The organism is Kribbella sp. NBC_00382, assembly GCF_036067295.1.
Classification (GTDB): Bacteria; Actinomycetota; Actinomycetes; order Propionibacteriales; family Kribbellaceae; genus Kribbella.
In genome coordinates this window covers 4,662,931-4,680,523 of the sequence record NZ_CP107954.1, presented here as the reverse complement: position 1 = coordinate 4,680,523, position 17,593 = coordinate 4,662,931, and the positions used below count along the sequence as shown (strand labels likewise).

Annotated in this window: 10 protein-coding genes, 1 pseudogene and 1 riboswitch; of the genes and pseudogenes, 9 read left to right on the top strand and 2 right to left on the bottom strand. The window is 67.8% G+C overall.

Annotated features, from left to right (window positions below):
• Window positions 1-1,152, top strand: a complete 1,152-nt coding sequence (locus OHA70_RS22620) for a glycoside hydrolase family 15 protein (protein ID WP_328320768.1) — start codon at window positions 1-3, stop codon at window positions 1,150-1,152.
• Window positions 1,152-3,389, top strand: a complete 2,238-nt coding sequence (locus tag OHA70_RS22615) for a glycoside hydrolase family 31 protein (protein WP_328320766.1) — start codon at window positions 1,152-1,154, stop codon at window positions 3,387-3,389. Before OHA70_RS22620 ends, OHA70_RS22615 begins: the two co-directional genes overlap by 1 nt.
• Before the next feature lie 1,084 nt (window positions 3,390-4,473).
• Here OHA70_RS22615 and OHA70_RS22610 read toward each other — a convergent pair.
• Window positions 4,474-7,548 (bottom strand): hypothetical protein, encoded by a 3,075-nt coding sequence (locus tag OHA70_RS22610; RefSeq protein WP_328320764.1) that lies wholly within the window; start codon window positions 7,546-7,548, stop codon window positions 4,474-4,476.
• Between the two features lie 326 nt (window positions 7,549-7,874).
• On the opposite strand from OHA70_RS22610, the gene OHA70_RS22605 reads away from it, so the two are divergent.
• From OHA70_RS22605 to OHA70_RS22570, 7 genes and pseudogenes are all read left to right on the top strand, one after another.
• Window positions 7,875-9,422 (top strand): aldehyde dehydrogenase family protein, encoded by a 1,548-nt coding sequence (locus OHA70_RS22605; RefSeq protein ID WP_328320762.1) that lies wholly within the window; start codon window positions 7,875-7,877, stop codon window positions 9,420-9,422.
• Complete coding sequence (locus tag OHA70_RS22600; protein ID WP_328320761.1) at window positions 9,419-10,786, top strand: aminotransferase class III-fold pyridoxal phosphate-dependent enzyme; 1,368 nt, start codon at window positions 9,419-9,421, stop codon at window positions 10,784-10,786. The genes OHA70_RS22605 and OHA70_RS22600 overlap by 4 nt, the downstream gene beginning before the upstream one ends.
• 2 nt (window positions 10,787-10,788) lie before the next feature.
• A pseudogene (locus OHA70_RS39795) lies at window positions 10,789-11,979 on the top strand (aminotransferase family protein); the annotation flags it as partial.
• A gap of 77 nt (window positions 11,980-12,056) precedes the next feature.
• A riboswitch (cobalamin riboswitch) is annotated at window positions 12,057-12,270 on the top strand.
• Between the two features lie 129 nt (window positions 12,271-12,399).
• Entirely contained in the window at window positions 12,400-14,697 is a 2,298-nt protein-coding gene (gene metE / locus OHA70_RS22585) for a 5-methyltetrahydropteroyltriglutamate--homocysteine S-methyltransferase (protein WP_328320755.1), read from the top strand.
• Between the two features lie 78 nt (window positions 14,698-14,775).
• Entirely contained in the window at window positions 14,776-15,234 is a 459-nt protein-coding gene (locus OHA70_RS22580) for a GNAT family N-acetyltransferase (RefSeq protein ID WP_328320753.1), read from the top strand.
• A 132-nt stretch (window positions 15,235-15,366) separates the two neighbouring features.
• The gene (gene rocD, locus OHA70_RS22575; RefSeq protein ID WP_328335186.1) at window positions 15,367-16,557 is read left to right on the top strand and encodes an ornithine--oxo-acid transaminase; all 1,191 of its coding nucleotides are present in this window, start codon (window positions 15,367-15,369) and stop codon (window positions 16,555-16,557) included.
• A gap of 18 nt (window positions 16,558-16,575) precedes the next feature.
• Complete coding sequence (locus OHA70_RS22570) at window positions 16,576-17,076, top strand: GNAT family N-acetyltransferase (protein ID WP_328320751.1); 501 nt, start codon at window positions 16,576-16,578, stop codon at window positions 17,074-17,076.
• An 8-nt stretch (window positions 17,077-17,084) separates the two neighbouring features.
• Here OHA70_RS22570 and OHA70_RS22565 read toward each other — a convergent pair whose 3' ends face one another.
• Complete coding sequence (locus OHA70_RS22565; RefSeq protein WP_328320749.1) at window positions 17,085-17,540, bottom strand: HutD/Ves family protein; 456 nt, start codon at window positions 17,538-17,540, stop codon at window positions 17,085-17,087.
• Window positions 17,541-17,593 lie beyond the last annotated feature (53 nt).

Below are 17,593 nucleotides of genomic sequence, written 5' to 3'. Positions count from 1 at the left end.
ATGACCGCCGCCCCAGATCTGCAAGAGCTCACCCGGCTGCGTGCGCTGGCCGAGCACAGTCACGCCGTCATCACCCAGTACCAGGATGCCGGTGGCGCTTATCCCGCTTCGCCGACCTTCTCGGCGTACAAGGGGTATGCGTGGTTGCGCGACGGATCGTTCACCGCCGAAGGCATCTCCCGGTACGGCGATGTGGCGTCGGCCGGCCGGTTCCACGACTGGGTCGATGGCGTACTGCGGCGTCGCCGCGGGCAGGTGGACGACCTGCGCGCGGCGCTCGCCCGGGGTGAGGTGCCGTCGAACGAGGCGATGCTGCCGACGCGGTTCACCTTCGACGGCGAGGACGGGTCGGATCCTTGGTGGGACTTCCAGACCGACGGCTACGGGATGTGGCTGTGGTCGGTGGTCACTCACGCGGCGCGGCACGGGCTGGATCTGTCGCGCTGGCGGGAGGGGATCGATGTCGCGGTCGACTATCTGGTGGCGTTCTGGGATCGGCCTTGTTACGACTGGTGGGAGGAGCACGTCGAGCACCGGCATGTGTCGACGCTCGGAGCGATCCATGGTGGGTTGGTTGCTGTTGGCACCTGCTCGTCGTTGCGGTCGGCACCTTGGTCGGCGGCGGCGTTGAAGGTTGCCGCCGACATCCGTTCGTTGGTGACGACGGAAGGGATCGTCGACGGGCATCTGGTGAAGTGGCTCGGGAGTTCGGCGGTCGATGGGTCGTTGCCGGCCTGCATCGTGCCGTTCGGGCTGGTCTCTGCCGACGACTCGCTGGCGGCGATGACGCGGGCGGCTGTTGCCAAGGACCTGGACTTCGACGGTGGGGTTCATCGCTTCACCGCTGACGTCTTCTACGGCGGCGGCCAGTGGATCTTGCTGTCCGCTCTCCTCGGCTGGAACCTAGCCGCTGCTGGCGATACCGCTGGGGCTCTGAAGCATCTCCGCTGGATAGCCGACCAGGTGGACGAACACGGCGATCTCCCCGAGCAAGTCCCCCACCACCTCCTCCACCCCGGCTCCCGCAACGAGTGGATAGCCCGCTGGGGAGGCGTCGCCAGCCCGCTCCTCTGGTCCCACGGCATGTACCTGATCCTCGCCGACGAGCTCGGCTTCACCATCGCTGACTACCTCGAAAGCAAGGACGCCTGATGCTCACCCACCGCCCCCACGGCATCGAACACCCCTACGCCACCTCCCCCGACCAACGCATCCCCGTCCAACCGCTGGCTGGCCAGCAGGTCCACCTCGGCGTCGTGGTGTCCCCCGACGTCACCCGAGTGGTGTGCGAGTGGGGCGATGTCGAGCTGACGCTCACCCCGGCCGAAGCAAACGCCGCTGACGCGGCGGCGCTGGCAGGCGGCGAGGGCCACCTCGCAGAGGCCCAAGCAACAGCACTCGGCGGCGACGGCGGCTGGTCGGTAGTCACGCCACCGCTGACGGACCCGATCAAGTACCGCTTCCACGCCTACGGCGAAGCCGCGGCCGGCTCCGCCGGGCCGGCAGGCCCTGGCATCGGGGGCGGGGCCTCCGCCTCCCCCAACCACGCCAGCCCGGTGGAGAGCACGGAGTGGTTTGAGGTCTCGCCCGCGACCTGGGGTTCGGACGGTGGAGTGTTGGTGGGTGGTGGGGATCGGGTGGGTGGGGTTGAGTGGCTGACCTCGTCGCAGGGGGTGCATCGGGCTCGGTTCAGCTTGCCGCTTGCTGAGGGGGAGCATCTGGTGGGGTTTGGGGAGCGATACGACTCTCTGGATCAGCGGGGGAAGCAACTGGATGCGGTGGTGTTTGAGCAGTACAAGTCGCAAGGGGTGCATGGGCGGACGTATCTGCCGATGCCGTTTGCGCATGTGGTGGGTGGGGACGGGTGGGGATTTCATGTGCGGACCTCGCGGCGGACCTGGTACTCGACGGAGGGCGACAAGCTCGTGGTCGAGGTGGCTTTGGGTGATGAGGCGGTGGTTGACCTCGGCATCTATGAAGGGTCGGCTGACGTAGTACTGAAGCAGTTTTTGGATGAGGTGGGGCGGGCTGAGGAGCTGCCGGAGTGGGTGTTCCGGTTGTGGGCTTCGGGGAACGAGTGGAACACCCAGGAGCTGGTGATGGCGCGGATGGATGCGCATCGGGATCTGAGCATCCCGGTGGGGGCGGTGGTGATCGAGGCCTGGAGTGATGAGGAGGGCATCACCATTTGGCGGGATGCTCGGTATGAGGTGACCGAGGATGGGAGTGCGCACAGCGCGGGAGATTTCGAGTATCGGGCGGATGGGGCTTGGCCTGATCCCAAGGCGATGATCGACGAGCTGCACGCGCGCGGGATCAAGGTGATCCTCTGGCAGATTCCGTTGCAGAAGACGGAGTTCAGCACCGGGCAGGTCGCGGCCGACGCGGCAGCGATGGTGCGTGACGGGCACGCAGTACTGGAGGCGGACGGTACGGCGTACCACAACCGCGGCTGGTGGTTCCCGCAGGCGCTGATGCCCGACCTCTCCACCCAGCGCACCCGCGACTGGTGGACCGCCAAGCGTCGCTACCTCGTCGACGACCTCGATGTGGATGGCTTCAAGACCGACGGCGGCGAGCACGCGTGGGGGCACGACCTCCAGTACGCCGACGGCAAACGAGGCGACGAAGGCAACAACCTGTTCCCGGTGCACTACGCCCGCGCGTTCGGCGACCTGCTCCGTTCAGTCGGCAAAGCGCCGGTGACGTTCTCCCGCTCCGGCTTCACCGGTTCGCAAGCGCACGGCATCTTCTGGGCCGGCGACGAGGACTCCACCTGGGAGGCATTCCGCTCCTCGGTCACCGCCGGTCTCTCCGCCGCATCCTGCGGAATCGTCTACTGGGGTTGGGATCTAGCCGGCTTCTCCGGCCCGGTCCCGGATGCCGAGCTCTACCTACGCGCTGCGGCAGCCTCGGTGTTCATGCCGATCATGCAGTACCACTCGGAGTTCAACCACCACCAACTCCCCCTCCGCGACCGCACCCCGTGGCACGTCGCCGAGACCACCGGCGACGACCGCATCGTCCCGCTCTTCCGCCGGTACGCCGAACTCCGCGACCGCCTGATCCCGTACCTGACCGAACAAGCCGCCCTCACCATCTCCACCGACCGCCCCCTGATGAGGCCCCTCTTCTTCGACCACCCCACCGACGACGAGATCTGGAACCACCCCCACCAGTACCTCCTCGGCAACGACCTCCTCATCAACCCGGTCCTCGAACCATCAGCCACCACCTGGACCACGTACCTCCCGGAAGGCGACTGGATCGACGCCTGGACAGGCGAACCCGTCCAACCCGGCTTGGTCACCCGAGACGTCCCCCTGGAGGTCCTCCCCGTCTACTGCAAGGCAGACCGCTGGCCCACCCTCGCCCCCATCTTCAGCTAGCCGCCACTGGTCAATCCCATCGGCCGAGTGCAGCCGGCGTGGGTGCGGGGTACTCACGCCGTGAGGGGCCGTGGTGTGCGGGCTCCCGCTGCGGGAGTGTCCTAGCCGAGTCAGTGCGCGTCAAGAGCGCTTCGCGTCCCTTCGGGATCGAACAAGTTCGACCCTTGACCCGCACTGCCACGACCAGGGAAAGACGCAGCTATCGGGATCCCGCGGAGGAGTCTGAGCCCAAGGGTCCCTTGCCAAGGTCGGTCGTATTGCGGGGTTGACGTTCGCCAAGGCGGGCCGTGTCCCGGGGTGATGATGGCAAGGGCGGTCGGGTTGCGGGGTGAGGTAGGCCGGGCTGGTCGGTTTGTGCGGGGTTGACCCTGCAAGTGGGGGTTGCCTCGTCAGATTCTGATGGGGCAACCCACCATCTCAGGGGTCAACTCCTGAGATGGAGCTGCCCAGGTGATTGCTGAGGGCAACGAGCGGACGTCGGCGCATACGCAACTCCCCGGGCAACCGATTGCCCCGGCGGGTCGGAGTGGTTCCCGCGAGTTGTGCGTGCATGGCGGTCCGCGATGGGATCGCTGGGAGGGAAATCCCTTGGGAATAAGAGGGCTGGGAGGAAAATACCCCTGAATCGGGCTACGATCCGCCCCGGCTCCGGCGAGGATCCTCCCCGAACCGGTTCAGTGCGGTGTTTCCGGGGTCGGCTGGCGGGTGCCAGTGTCCACCCCAACAGGGCGCCGGCGCGACGGGGCCTACTCCACGGGACCCGCCGTGCTAGTCCCGGGCCGCAAGACGGGTCCACCGGGCCTTGGCGGCCAGCCCGTCGTTCATTTGTTGCCGGTCTTGTCAGCGGCTCCGGGATAGCTGCGTCTTTCCCTGGTCATGGTGGTGTGTGTCAAGGGTCGAACTCGTTCGATCCCGAAGGGACGCCGAAGGCGCCCTTGATACGCGCCACCACGACTAGGACACTCAAGCAGCCCGGTGACGCGATCCACAGCCCCTTGCGCGGGGTAAGGCGGATGGCGGGTGCCCGGCAACGCGATCCACAGTCCCTTGGGTTGGGGAAGACGGTTGGCGATGTGCCCGCGGATTATGCGTTGGGGTCTTGGCCCAGGGTGGCGACGAGGTCGTTCAAGGTGCCGTAGCCGGGGCAGGTTGGGCCGCATTGTTTTTGGGCTTGTAGGTCTAGGTCCGTGTCCAGGTCGTTCTGGCTGGATTGAGAGAGGGTCCAGCCGAGTGGTGCGGATAAGGACGGTTGCGTGCTTTGGCTGATGACGTAGACGAGGTTGGGCAGGTCCGAGTGAAGCGTCGCGCAGGCGGATGATTCGGTGCAGAGCTGGGCGGCCGCGGCGGCCCGGGCTTCCCGGAGCAACGCCCGGTCTTCCGTACCGTCCTCCTTGGCCGAGATGAATTTGGTTGCCGGGGGCACCAGCAGTTCGGGGACAGCCGGCAGCGTCGTACCGGGCTTGAAGGTGTTGCCGATCCCGTCGACCGGGTCGTCGCCGCCGACGCTGTAGTCCTTGCCGGTGCCGTTCTCGATGTAGACCACCAACGGCACGATGACCTCGCCAGCGCCATCGGCAAGCACCTTGTCGTTGTGCGCGCGGACCAGGGCACCCCACGAAGGCGCGAGATCGACGATGGTACCGATCCCCGTGTTGTCCGTGTACCCGCCATCCACCAGCTGCGCCGGCTTGAGATCACCACAGCTGCCGACCACCCCGGACGGCGTCACATACGGGAAGCGAGACGCCAGCAACCCAGCGGTCAACGCCTGTGGGTTGCCGAGGCAGCCTTTGTCGGAGCGTTCCGCAGTACGGCCGTACTCGGCGAAGAGGTCGTAGTCGTGCGCCCCGGCCACGCCAGCTCCACAGACCGGTGCGCCACCCGCGGTACTAGCTCCGTCGCTGAGGTCGACCTGACTCACCAGCGCACGACACCCGTTGCGAACAGCGGACGTAGTCAGAATCAGCTGCCCGGTCATCGCCCCGTCGGCCTTGCCGTCATCCGGCAGGAAGTGCCGTCGCATCGAGGGAACCTTGCGCTCCCAAGCCGTCTCCATCAACCCGGCCCGGTCCAGCGGTTGCCGCGACGGCGTCCGGTACTCCGCGGCCGCATCGAACCGCAACCCGGCCACACTGGCCAGCAGATCACTCGACATCAACGAGATCGTCGCAGCGCCGAGCGCCTCATGCCCCGCCATCGCCTTGACCGCCGTCAACGGCTTGTCCGTGTACCGCGCAACGGTCAGCCCGAACGCGCCGCCACTCGCACCACCGGAGAACAGCACCGACTTCTTGGCGCACCCGGTGCCAGTCGTGCTGAGCCGCTCGAGCGCGGAAGCAGTCCAGTACGTCGCTCTGATGCCACCACCCTCCGCGGCCACCATCATCATCGGCCGCAGCCTCAGCCCACCATCCAGCGGCACAGAGCACCCCGCCTGAGCCACCCACGCGTCGAACGCCTCCCGCATGCTCGGCCGATCAGGCAGATTGCCAGTGGCGGTCAACGGATGCACCTCGGTCTTGCCGCCGATCAGCGCGGTCGCCACCATCGCGAGGACCAGCAGGCTGATGATCGGCGTCGCGCGCATCCGCAACCACTTGGTCTGGAAGATCTCCGGCGGCTGCCGCTCCTGCGCATACGCCACCATCACCCCGACCAGGACACCGAGCGTCGCCATCGCCAGCAGCGTCGACGCCAGTACGCCGAGAACGTCAGCGAACCGTCGCGGGAACGACCCCAGCAACAGCATCGCGAAGCTCGCCCCCAGCACGAACCCGGCCCGCACCTTGCTCCGCGGGACCGCATCGACAGCGGTCTGACCGTTCGGATTGACCCCAGGAGTAGCGATGCGCCCGTACCACCCGAGCACCCCCTTCGTCTCCGGCCAGCCCCATTTCTTGATCGCCTTGAGCACCGGCCACGAAACGAGCCAGGTGCCCACGGCCAGTACCGCCCCGATCAGGAGCGCCACCGCCGGATGCACGGCGTACGACGAATCGAAAAGCCCGACCGCATCGCCCGCGGCAAGGGCGGCGAAAGCACGGACCATCCCCAGACCACCCAGCGACACAGCGATCACCGCCAGCATGTCGCCGGCGATCATCACGTCCCGCGGGAACCAGCTGCCGACCGGGCGCAACGCCTTCGGGTGCACGCCAGGCTTGTCGCGCAGAAGATGCGACAACCCGAGCACCAGCAGCGGAATCAGGCAGAACACGACCAGCCGCCGCTTGAACACCTCACCCTGACCGGACACCGCGATCACGACCGCGACCACCGGCAACAGGATCGGCCCGACGACCCAGAGCATCAGGTTCTGCCGCCGCTTCTCCCAATCCTTGTTGTAGAAGGGCCATTCGTGGCTCTCGCCGCGGACCCGGCGGACGGCCCAGTCGGCGCGAAGCCGCCCGAGCAGGAAGAGGGTGGGCAGCAGCACGGCGTAGTACAGGAACGCGGCGATGAGTGCCTGACCGACGCCGGTGCCGTTGTCGAGCCATCGGCGCTGGATGTCCGGGAGCTGGTCGAGGACGTCCGTACCGGGCACGATCGCCAGCAGCGCGAGCGGCAGGAAGGCGAGCAGGCTGAAGCGCTGGATCCACAGCGCCCGGCGGATCCGCGGTACCGCTGCCTTGATCGTCGACCAGTGACCGCGGACCAGGAGGAAGAGCACGGCCAGGAAGGCCAGCCATTTCAGCGTCGTGATCACCGTCAGGATGACCGCGGACGCGGCCGGCACGCAGTCGCCCTGGTCGCATCGCTGGCTGCCGAGCCAGTACGTCATCAGGTCCTCGGCCACGTCGAGCCCGGCCAGTACGAGAACCGGCCCGGTCGCGATGAAACGTCTCAGCGCCGACACGTAGATGGCGATGAAGACGAGGTCGAGCACCAGGTAGATCGCCAGCAAGGGCAACCAGTCGTTCAGCTGCTCGCCGGTGAGCTTGGCGTGCCAGCCGCCGTACTGCTTCGCGGCCAGCGGTCCGCTCATCCCGTTGAACGACCACGATGAGCCACCCTCGGCGAGGAATCCCGCCGCCAGCAGGCTGATCTCGTTCATCGCCAGCCAAACCGCCGCCAGCCCGGCCAGAGTCGCGCCGATCCAGCGGAAATCGGCAGGTTCAGGCGCCTCCTCCACCACTTCCTGCGCTACCGGTTCCCCCACCACCACGACCATTGCCCATTCGCCCCCACAGCCATACCATCGTTACGTTTAGTCACATTGGCGCACACTCCGCAGCGTCCGACAAGAGGTCGAGCCGGTCTGCGTGAAGCGGATCACCACGCCGGACGGCCGGCAGGTGCTATAAAGGCCGGGACAGCTGAGCAGGCGAATCAGGAAGGGGACCGTCCAATGCGACTCGCTGGTTCCCTCAAGCCGCTCACTCTGCTTCCCCCCGGCTAGGACCCCATCACGAGCCCATCGATCGCTCTGCGATCGGTGGGCCTCTGCGCGTCCCCACCATCCGGCCACTCCGCCAAGGAGCATCCATGACCGAGAAATTCCGCGTCACCTACGCAACACTCTCCGCTGACAACGAGGACCTGCAGGCCGCCTACGAGAAGGGGCTGGAGGAGGCCCGCGGCTGGCTCGGCGCGACCATCACGCCGACCGTCGACGGCGTCGCCCGCCCGGGCGGTGAAGCCTTCGACGTGACCAGCCCCGGCGATCCGTCGCTGGTCCTGTGCACGGTCAAGAGCGCGGTCGCCGCCGACGTCGACGACGCGGTGAAGGCCGCCGCGGCCGCCGCCCCCGGGTGGGCCGCAACCCCTTGGAAACAGCGGATCGAGGTACTGCGCCGCGCAGCGGACCTGATCAGCGAGCGATCCAACGAACTCGCCGCGTTGATGAGCCTAGAGGTCGGCAAGAACCGCCTCGAAGCGCTCGGCGACGTCGAGGAGTCGGCCGACCTGATCCGGTACTACTGCCGGATGGTCGAGGACAACGACGGCTTCGTCCGCCCGATGGAGCAGCTCTCCGACAAGGAGCTGACCACCAGCGTCCTGCGCCCGTTCGGTGTCTGGGGCGTGATCAGCCCGTTCAACTTCCCGATGGCACTGGCCGCCGGCCCGGCCGGTGGAGCGCTCGTCGCCGGGAACACGGTCGTGCTCAAGCCGAGTCCGCAAGGCTCGTTCACCGCCGCCAAGCTCGCCGAGTGCTTCGGTGACGCCGGGCTGCCCGCAGGCGTGTTCAACCTCATCCCTGGTGGGGACGAGGTCGGCGGGCTGCTGGTCGCTCACCCGAAGGTCGCCGGACTGACCTTCACCGGGTCGTACCAGGTCGGCATGTCGATCTACCGCAGCTTCGCCACGTCGTACCCGAAGCCGGTGGTCTGTGAGATGGGCGGCAAGAACCCTGCCGTCGTGTCGGCGCAGGCGGACATCGACCTCGCCGCTGCCGGCATCGCCCGGTCCGCGTTCGGGTTCTCCGGTCAGAAGTGCTCCGCGTGTTCGCGCGTCTACGTGCAGCGTGAGGTCTTCGAGCCCTTCGTCGCAGCCCTTGCCGAGAAGGCGAAGACGGCGATCGTCGGCGACCCGACCGCCCGCGACACCTTCGTCGGCCCGGTCATCGACCCCAAGGCAGTCCAGCGGTACCTGGCCGCCGTCGCGCACGCTCGCGAGCACGGCAAGGTGGTGGCCGGCGGCAACGTCATCGACGGCAACTACGTCCAGCCGACCGTCGTCACCGGTCTGCCGGCGGACGACCGGCTGCTGCGCGACGAGCTCTTCGTCCCGTTCGTCGCCGTCGTCCCGGTGGACTCGCTCGACGAGGCGTTCACCCTCGCCAACGACACCGAGCTCGGCCTCACCGCCGGCTTCTTCTCGGCCGATGACGCCGAGGTCGACGAGTTCCTCGACCGGATCGAGGCCGGCGTCGTCTACGTCAACCGTGCCGCCGGCGCGACCACCGGCGCCTGGCCCGGTGTCCAGCCCTTCGGCGGCTGGAAGGGCTCCGGTACCTCCGGCAAGGCCGGCGGCGGCCTGTACTACGTCCAGCAGTTCCTGCGCGAACAATCCCGAACGGTGGTAACCCGATGACCGCGACCCTCCCCGCAGACCAGTCAGCCCAGGCATCCGCCACGCCCGACTGGCTGGCCGGCCGCTCGGTCCCGGACGTACGGACCGCACTGCCCGGCCCGCTCTCCGCGGCCATCGTCGAGCGCGATCTCGCCATCACCAGCCGCTCGCTGCCGCGTGCCTACCCGCTGGTCCCGCAGCGCGGCCACGGACTCGCGATCGAGGACGCCGACGGCAACCTGTTCCTCGACTTCAACGCCGGTATCGCGGTCAACTCGACCGGCCACTGCCACCCGCGCGTCGTCGAGGCGGTCAAGCAGCAGACCGAGACCCTGCTGCACTACTCGGCGAGCGACTTCTACCTGCCGATCTACTCGGAGATGTGCTCGGCGCTGGCCGCGACGGCGCCGATGAGCGATCCGGTCCGGGTGTTCCTGAGCAACTCCGGCGCCGAGGCGGTCGAAGGGGCGCTCAAGCTCGCCCGGTACTCGACCGGACGCCCGTACGTGATCAGCTTCTTCGGCGCCTTCCACGGCCGCAGCATGGGCGCGGTCACCCTGACCGCGTCGAAGGCCAAGTACCACAAGGGATTCGGCCCGTTGCTGCCCGGCGTGCTGCACGCGCCGTACGCGTTCAACGGGCGGGACCCGATCACGGGGGCTCCCGTCCACGACGAGGAGGCGACGTTCGACTACCTGGAGAACACGCTTTTCCGTTACCAGGTTTCGCCGAGCGAGGTGGCGGCGATCTTCGTCGAGCCGATCCAGGGTGAGGGCGGCTACATCGTCCCGCCGGCGGCGTGGATGGCACGGCTGCGCGAGCTCTGCGATCGGTACGGCATCCTGCTGGTCGCCGACGAGGTGCAGTCCGGCGCGGGACGTACCGGCAAGATGTGGGCGATCGAGCACCAGGACGTCGAGCCGGATGTCCTGATCAGCGCCAAGGGTCTCGCCTCCGGCCTGCCGTTGGGTGCGTTCATGGCCCGCGCCGAGCTGATGGAGAGCTGGCCGGCCGGCGCCCACGGCTCGACGTACGGCGGTAGCCCGATCCCGTGCGCCGCCGGGCTGGCCACGCTCGAGGTGATCCACGAGGAGGGGCTGCTCGCCAACGCCGACACCATCGGCCGGCAGTTGATGACCGGACTGCGCGAGCTGCAGCAGAAGTTCCCCGAGCAGATCGTCGACGTCCGCGGGCTCGGCCTGATGATCGGCGTCGAGTTCCGGACCGCCGAGCAGGCCAATGCCGTTCAGCAGCGTGCGTTCGAGCGCGGGCTGCTCGTGCTCGAGTGTGGCGAGACCTCGATCCGGATGTCGCCGCCGCTGGTGGTGACGGCCGCTCAGGCCCAGACCGCGCTGGAGCTGTTCGGCGCCGCACTGGCCGGATAACGATGGCCGTCTTCTCTCGGGCCTCGGGCAACGACCTTCCGGTTGTTGCCCGGGGCACCGGCGCACTGCTCTTCGACACCGACGGCCGCCGGTACCTCGACGGCTCGGGCGGTGCGATCGTGGTCGGCATCGGGCACGGTGTCGAAGAGGTCGGGGACGCCATCGCCAAGCAGTCCAAGCTGGTGGCCTATGCGCACGGCACTGCTTTCACGTCCGCCGCGTTGGAGGACTACATCGCGGAGCTCTCGCCGCTGCTGCCGATGGACGATCCGTTCGTCTATCCGGTGTCGGGTGGCAGCGAGGCGGTCGAGACCGCACTCAAGATGGCTCGTGCCTATCACCTAGCGCGTGGTGAGGACCGGTCGGTGGTGATCGGTCGCGAGGGCGCGTACCACGGCAATACTCGTGGCGCGCTGGACGTCTCGGGCCGGGCTGGACTGAAGGCGCCTTACCTTCCCTGGTTGGGATCGGCCGTGCACACCACGACGCCCTATGAATACCGATCCTCGCTCAGTGGGCAACAACACGCGGATCATTTGGAGCGGCTGATAGTTGCTCAGGGCCCCGAGCGAGTTGCGGCATTCATCGCCGAGCCGATCTCCGGTGCGGCACTTGGCGCATGTGTCCCGCCGGACGACTACTGGCCCGCGATTACGGCGGTCTGCCGGAAGTACGGCGTACTGGTGATTGCTGACGAGGTGATGACCGGGTTCGGGCGGACCGGCAAGTGGTTCGCCTGTGAGCATTGGGGTGTGCGGCCGGACATCCTGGTTGCCGCGAAGGGTGCAGCGTCCGGCTATTGGCCGCTTGGGTTCGCTGCTTGCAGTGGTGAAGTCCACGAGAAGATCGCCGGGTTCACGCACGGCTTCACCTACTCGCACCACGTCGTCGGCGCGGCGGCTGGGCACGCAGTACTCAAGGTCCTCAAGGATCGCGACCTGATCGCAGCCTCTGAGCACCAGGGCGCCCTGCTGAAGGCAACCCTGGAGAAAGCGCTCGGCGATCACCCTGCCGTTGGGGACATCCGTGGTCTGGGTCTGCTGTGCGCCGTTGAGTTCGTCGCCGACCGGTCGACTCGCGCGCCGTACCCGCGAGCTGACCGTCTTGCCGAACGGATCGTCGCCGCGGGCAAGGAGGATGGCGTCCTGCTCTACCACTCCACCGGATGTGCCGATGGGGTGAACGGAGACCTGATCCTGTTCGGACCGCCGCTGGTGATCACCGACGCTCAGATCGCGGAACTCGCCGAGCGGGCGGCCAGCGCAGCACGTAGGGTGGTGGCTGCAGTTGGTTCGTCCTGCCCGCCAGGTAGGACGTCGTAAGAGGGAACCCGGTGTGAATCCGGGACTGCCCCGCAGCGGTGAGTGGGAACGACCGCCGTCATACGCACTGGGCCCGAGAGGGCTTGGGAAGCGACGGCCAGTAGGTGTCTGGCAACAGGCGAGCCCACGAGTCCGAAGACCTGCCACTGCCCATTGGCGCCCCGTGCGCCCGTGGTGATCTCGGTGACCTCGTGGGCAGGTCGGCGTGCGCGTGGCTGGTCCGAGTCACCCGTGTGCTGTCCCCTTCGTGGCCCTTGATCTCTTCAAGACGAGCTCACGAAGGAGAGACTCTTGACTACGCAGTCCGTGGCCACCGTGTACGGCTATCCCCGGCAGGGCCCGAACCGTGAACTGAAGAAGGCCATCGAGGGCTACTGGAAGGGCAGCGTCAGCGCTGACACCCTCCGGCAGACCGCTCGGGAACTCCGCTCGGCCAATTGGCGGCAACTCGCCGCCGACGGCATCGACGAGATCCCCACCGGTGACTTCTCGTACTACGACCACGTCCTCGACACGACCGTCCTGGTCGGCGCGATCCCCGAGCGTCACCGCGCGGCCGTCGAGGCCGACCCGCTGGACGGGTACTTCGCGATGGCGCGCGGCACCCAAGAGGTCGCGCCGCTCGAAATGACCAAGTGGTTCGACACCAACTACCACTACCTGGTCCCCGAGCTCGGCCCCGATACCGTCTTCACGGCCAACTCCGCCAAGCAGGTCAGCGAACTCCAAGAAGCCGTCGCGCTCGGCCTCAAGGCCCGCCCGGTCCTCGTCGGCCCGATCACCTACCTCCTGCTGGCCAAGCCCACACCCGGCGTCGCCTTCGAACCGCTGTCCCTGCTCGACAAACTCCTCCCCGTGTACGCCGAGGTGCTCGCCGACCTCCGTGCCGCCGGAGCCGAATGGGTGCAACTGGACGAACCGGCGCTCGTCCAGGACCGTACAGCCGACGAGCTGGACGCCACGGCCCGCGCCTACGCGACGCTCGGCCGACTCGCGGACCGCCCGAAGCTGCTCGTCGCCTCGTACTTCGACCGCCTCGGCGAAGCCCTCCCGGTACTCGCGAAGGCACCCGTAGAAGGCCTGGCCATCGACTTCACCGGGCCGGCCGCCGCCAACCTCGACGCGCTCGCATCAGTGGCCGGTATCCGCGACAAGCGCCTCGTCGCCGGGGTCGTGAACGGCCGCAACATCTGGATCAACGACCTCACCAAGTCGCTGGCCACTCTCGCGACGCTGATGGGCCTCGCCGGCCGGGTCGATGTCAGCTCGTCGAGCTCTCTGCTGCATGTTCCGTTGGATGTCAGTGCGGAGACCGACCTCGACCCGGAAGTCGTTCCCTGGTTGGCGTTCGCGCGTCAGAAGACGGTTGAGATCGCGGTCCTCAAGCGCGGTATCACCGAGGGGACGGAGGCAATCGCGGACGAGCTGGCCGCCAACCGTGCGGCGCTGGCCTCGCGGGCCTCCTCGCCACTGACGAACCGCGCGGAGGTCCGCGACCGGGTCGCCGCGGTGACGGCGGCCGACAGCCTGCGCTCTGCGCCCTACACCGAGCGGACCGCTGTACAGCGCGCGCGGCTTGGGTTGCCGTTGCTGCCGACAACTACTGTCGGGTCGTTCCCGCAGACCGATGAGTTGCGCACGGCAAGGGCTGAGCTGCGCGCCGGGCGGATCGGCGTACCGGAGTACGACGAGCGGATCGCGGCGGAGATCCGGGAGGTGCTCGCGTTCCAGGAGAAGGCCGGGCTGGATGTGCTTGTGCACGGGGAGCCCGAGCGCAATGACATGGTCCAGTACTTCGCCGAGCAGCTGGATGGGTACCTCGCGCTGCAGCACGGCTGGGTGCAGTCGTATGGCACTCGGTATGTGCGGCCGCCGGTGCTCGCGGGTGATATTTCGCGGCCGGAGCCGATGACCGTTCGGTGGTGGAAGTACGCGCAGTCGCAGACCGACCGTCCGGTGAAGGGCATGCTCACCGGTCCCGTGACGATGCTCGCCTGGTCATTCGTCCGCGACGACCAGCCGCTTGGCGACACGGCTCGGCAGGTCGCGCTGGCGCTGCGGAACGAGGTGAACGATCTCGAAGCGGCCGGTGCCGCGGTGATCCAGGTGGACGAGCCGGCGTTGCGCGAGACGTTGCCGCTGCGGCAGGCGGACCGGGCGGAGTACCTGGCCTGGGGTACTGAGGTGTTCCGGCTGACGACGAGTGGGGTGCGCGCGGACACGCAGATCCACACTCACATGTGTTACGTCGAGTTCGGCGACATCCTCAACGCGCTGGACGAGATGGACGCCGATGTGGCGAGCCTGGAGGCGGCCCGGTCGCATATGCAGGTCGCTCACGAACTGGGGTCGGCCGGCTATCCGCGTGAGGTCGGGCCTGGGGTCTACGACATCCACTCGCCGCGGGTGCCCGGTACGCCGGAGATCGTCTCGCTGCTGCAGAAGGGGCTGGCCGCGATCCCGCCTGAGCGGCTCTGGGTCAACCCCGATTGCGGGTTGAAGACGCGCGGCTGGGCGGAGGTTCGCGACTCCTTGCAGAACCTCGTCGGCGCGGCGCGCGAAGTACGGGACACCCTCTCGCCCTCCTGAACCGACTGGGACCAGCCTTTGTCGGAAGGCTGGTCCCAGTCTTCCCTCTTTGCGACTGAGTCGCATAACATGCACACCGTGACACTGACCTTGAGGGCGGCCGTCGCGGCGGACGGACCGGTACTCACCCAGCTGGCGAGAACCTCCGCTGCGTATGACGGCGAGTACCGGGCGGTGATCGTGGAGCAGACGATCGATGCCGCCTACCTGGCGAAGAACCCGGCCCGGGTGGCTGAGGACGAGCGTGGAGTCGCCGGCTTCTACACGCTGGAGATCCCGGGCCGCGGTGAGCCCGGCGAAGGTGAGTTGGACTATCTGTTCGTCGCGGACGATCGGCAGGGGGCAGGAGTCGGGCGGGCTTTGATGGACGACCTGCGGGTCGAGGCCGCGGCGCTCGGGCTGCGGCGGATCCACATCGTGTCGCACCCGCCGGCGGAAGGGTTCTATCTCGCGATGGGCGCGACGCGGGTGGGATTGCTGGAGCCGCGCGGCCGGGTGACGTGGGCTCGGCCGCGTCTGGTGCTGGAGCTGTTGTGATGGCCTTGTCATGGCGGCCAGATTGCCCGAATGTCGGACAATTTGATGGGCGCTCTCGGCCTGAGCCGCCTTGGGCCCTAGGCTCTGGGCGTCTGGGCTTTGCGACCGAGAGGCTGATCCGTGACTGATCCGATGGCGCTGGAGAACAGCTACGGCGCGCACAACTACCACCCGTTGCCCGTTACCGTCGCGACAGCGGAGGGGGTGTGGGTCACCGACACATCCGGCGAGCGGTATCTGGACTGTTTGGCTGGGTACTCGGCGCTCAACTTCGGGCATCGGCATCCGGCGCTGGTCGCTGCGGCTACGGAGCAGCTCGGGCGGGTCACGTTGACCAGCCGGGCCTTTCACCATGATCAGCTTGGGCCATTCTGCGCTGAGTTGGCTGCGCTGTCCGGCAAGGATGCGGTACTTCCGATGAACTCGGGCGCCGAGGCGGTCGAGACCGCGCTAAAGCTGGCCCGCCGATGGGGGTACCTGGTCAAGGGCGTGCCTGATGGCAAGGCCACGATCATCGTTGCTGATGGCAACTTCCATGGGCGGACGATCAGCATCATCAGCTTCTCCGGCGATGCCGAGGCGCATGACAGTTTCGGGCCGTATACGCCGGGCTTCCGGTCTGTTCCGTACGGCGATGCGGCGGCGCTTGAGGCCGCCATCGACGAGACGACGGTCGCCGTCCTGATCGAGCCGGTGCAGGGCGAGGCGGGGGTCGTCGTACCGCCTCCGGGGTATTTGGCGGCGGTTCGCTCGGTGTGCGACCGGAACCAGGTGTTGATGATGGCCGACGAGATTCAGTCGGGGCTTGGGCGGGCCGGTGCGACGTTTGCGAGTTCGCGGGCGGGCGTCGTACCGGATGTCTACATCCTTGGGAAGGCGCTCGGGGGCGGGATCATGCCGTTGTCGGCCGTGGTGACCGATCGGGCGGTGATGGATGTGATCACGCCTGGGACGCACGGCAGTACGTTCGGTGGGAACCCGCTCGCGGTGGCGATCGGGCGGGCGGTGATCAAGTTGCTCGAGCCGGGTGAGTTGCAGGCGTACGCGCTGGCGATGGAGCAGGAGTTGCGCGACCGGCTGGAGCCGTTGCGGGCGCAGGGGCTTGCTGGGCTGCGGGTGCATGGGTTGTGGGCTGGGTTGGATCTGGATCCGGCGCTTGGGACCGGGCGGGCGCTCTGCGAGAAGCTTGCGGAGTACGGCGTACTGGCGAAGGACACGCATGGCTCGACCATCCGGTTGTCGCCGCCGCTCGTCATCACCACCGGCGAGCTCGACTGGATGACCGAACGGCTCTCGCTGGCACTCAAGGCACTTGCGGGCTAACCAGAAGGGGTTGGGTGGATGATCGAGGTACGCCAGGCGACGGTGGCGGACGGTGAGGGGGTCGGGGTCGTGCATGCGGCCTCCTGGGAGGCGGCGTATGCGCAGTTCTTCGACGAGTCGTTCGCCGCGGAGCAGATCAAGTCGAGGCTGACCCGTTGGCATGACCGGGTCGCTTCGCCGGAAGGTCTGGTCGTGGTGGCCGCCGTCGACGGACGTGTCCTGGCCTTCTCCTGGTCGGGGCCCTCGTCGGCCCGGCCGGAGTTTGCCGAGATCCACAGCTTCTACGGGCATCCGGACGGCTGGGGAACCGGGGTGGCGGCAGCCTTGATGAGCGAGACGTTGCGCCGGTTGCGGGCTGATGGATTCGCCGGCGTCCATCTGTGGACTCTGCGCGACACCCCGCAGTCCCGGCGCTTCTACACGAAGTCGGGCTTCACGGAGACGGGCGCCACCACCACCCGCGACTTCGGCGACGGCGAGCCGATCGCCCAGATCGAGTACGAACTGAAGCTCAACTAGCTAGTCGGCTAACTCGCCGGCGAGCCGCCACGGGCTCGCACCCGCACCTCGACCAGCACGTCGCCCAGATCGACGAACAGCTCCGGCTGCTCGCGGTCTCGCTGCTCCCACTCCCGTCGCGCGATCGCGGTCAGGCCTCCGCTGCACCGGCCGCGAGCCGTCATCAGGTTCACGGCCCGGCCGGGTCCGGCGACGAGCTCCACCGCGACGCTCGCCTCTCCGGGGAAGGTGGTGGCAGTACCGCGAGCCACCGGCCGGCGCTCGCCATCGATGTGGAGGACGACGTCGACGAGCGGGAGGAAGGTCCGGTCGAGGCCCGGGAAGTCGGAGAACTCGGCGTCCTGGTCGAGGTCGGCGACGCTGAGGCGCCAGCCGGCCGGGTCGTCGAGGAGTTGCCGGGTGGAGCCTGCTCCGTTGCGCCAGGGGACGGGGGTGACGGCATCGGGCGTCAGGATCCGGGCCACGTGATGCTCCTCTCGGTGATGGTCAGGAGGCGAGCGGTAGCCTACAGTGGACG

What these genes read in the sequence shown, in the direction of transcription:
- OHA70_RS22620 (WP_328320768.1), top strand. Translation starts at nt 1, where the DNA reads ATGACCGCCGCCCCAGATCTGCAAGAGCTCACCCGGCTGCGTGCGCTG.
- OHA70_RS22605 (WP_328320762.1), top strand. Translation starts at nt 7,875, where the DNA reads ATGACCGAGAAATTCCGCGTCACCTACGCAACACTCTCCGCTGACAAC.
- OHA70_RS22615 (WP_328320766.1), top strand. Translation starts at nt 1,152, where the DNA reads ATGCTCACCCACCGCCCCCACGGCATCGAACACCCCTACGCCACCTCC.
- OHA70_RS22600 (WP_328320761.1), top strand. Translation starts at nt 9,419, where the DNA reads ATGACCGCGACCCTCCCCGCAGACCAGTCAGCCCAGGCATCCGCCACG.
- rocD (WP_328335186.1), top strand. Translation starts at nt 15,367, where the DNA reads ATGGCGCTGGAGAACAGCTACGGCGCGCACAACTACCACCCGTTGCCC.
- OHA70_RS22570 (WP_328320751.1), top strand. Translation starts at nt 16,576, where the DNA reads ATGATCGAGGTACGCCAGGCGACGGTGGCGGACGGTGAGGGGGTCGGG.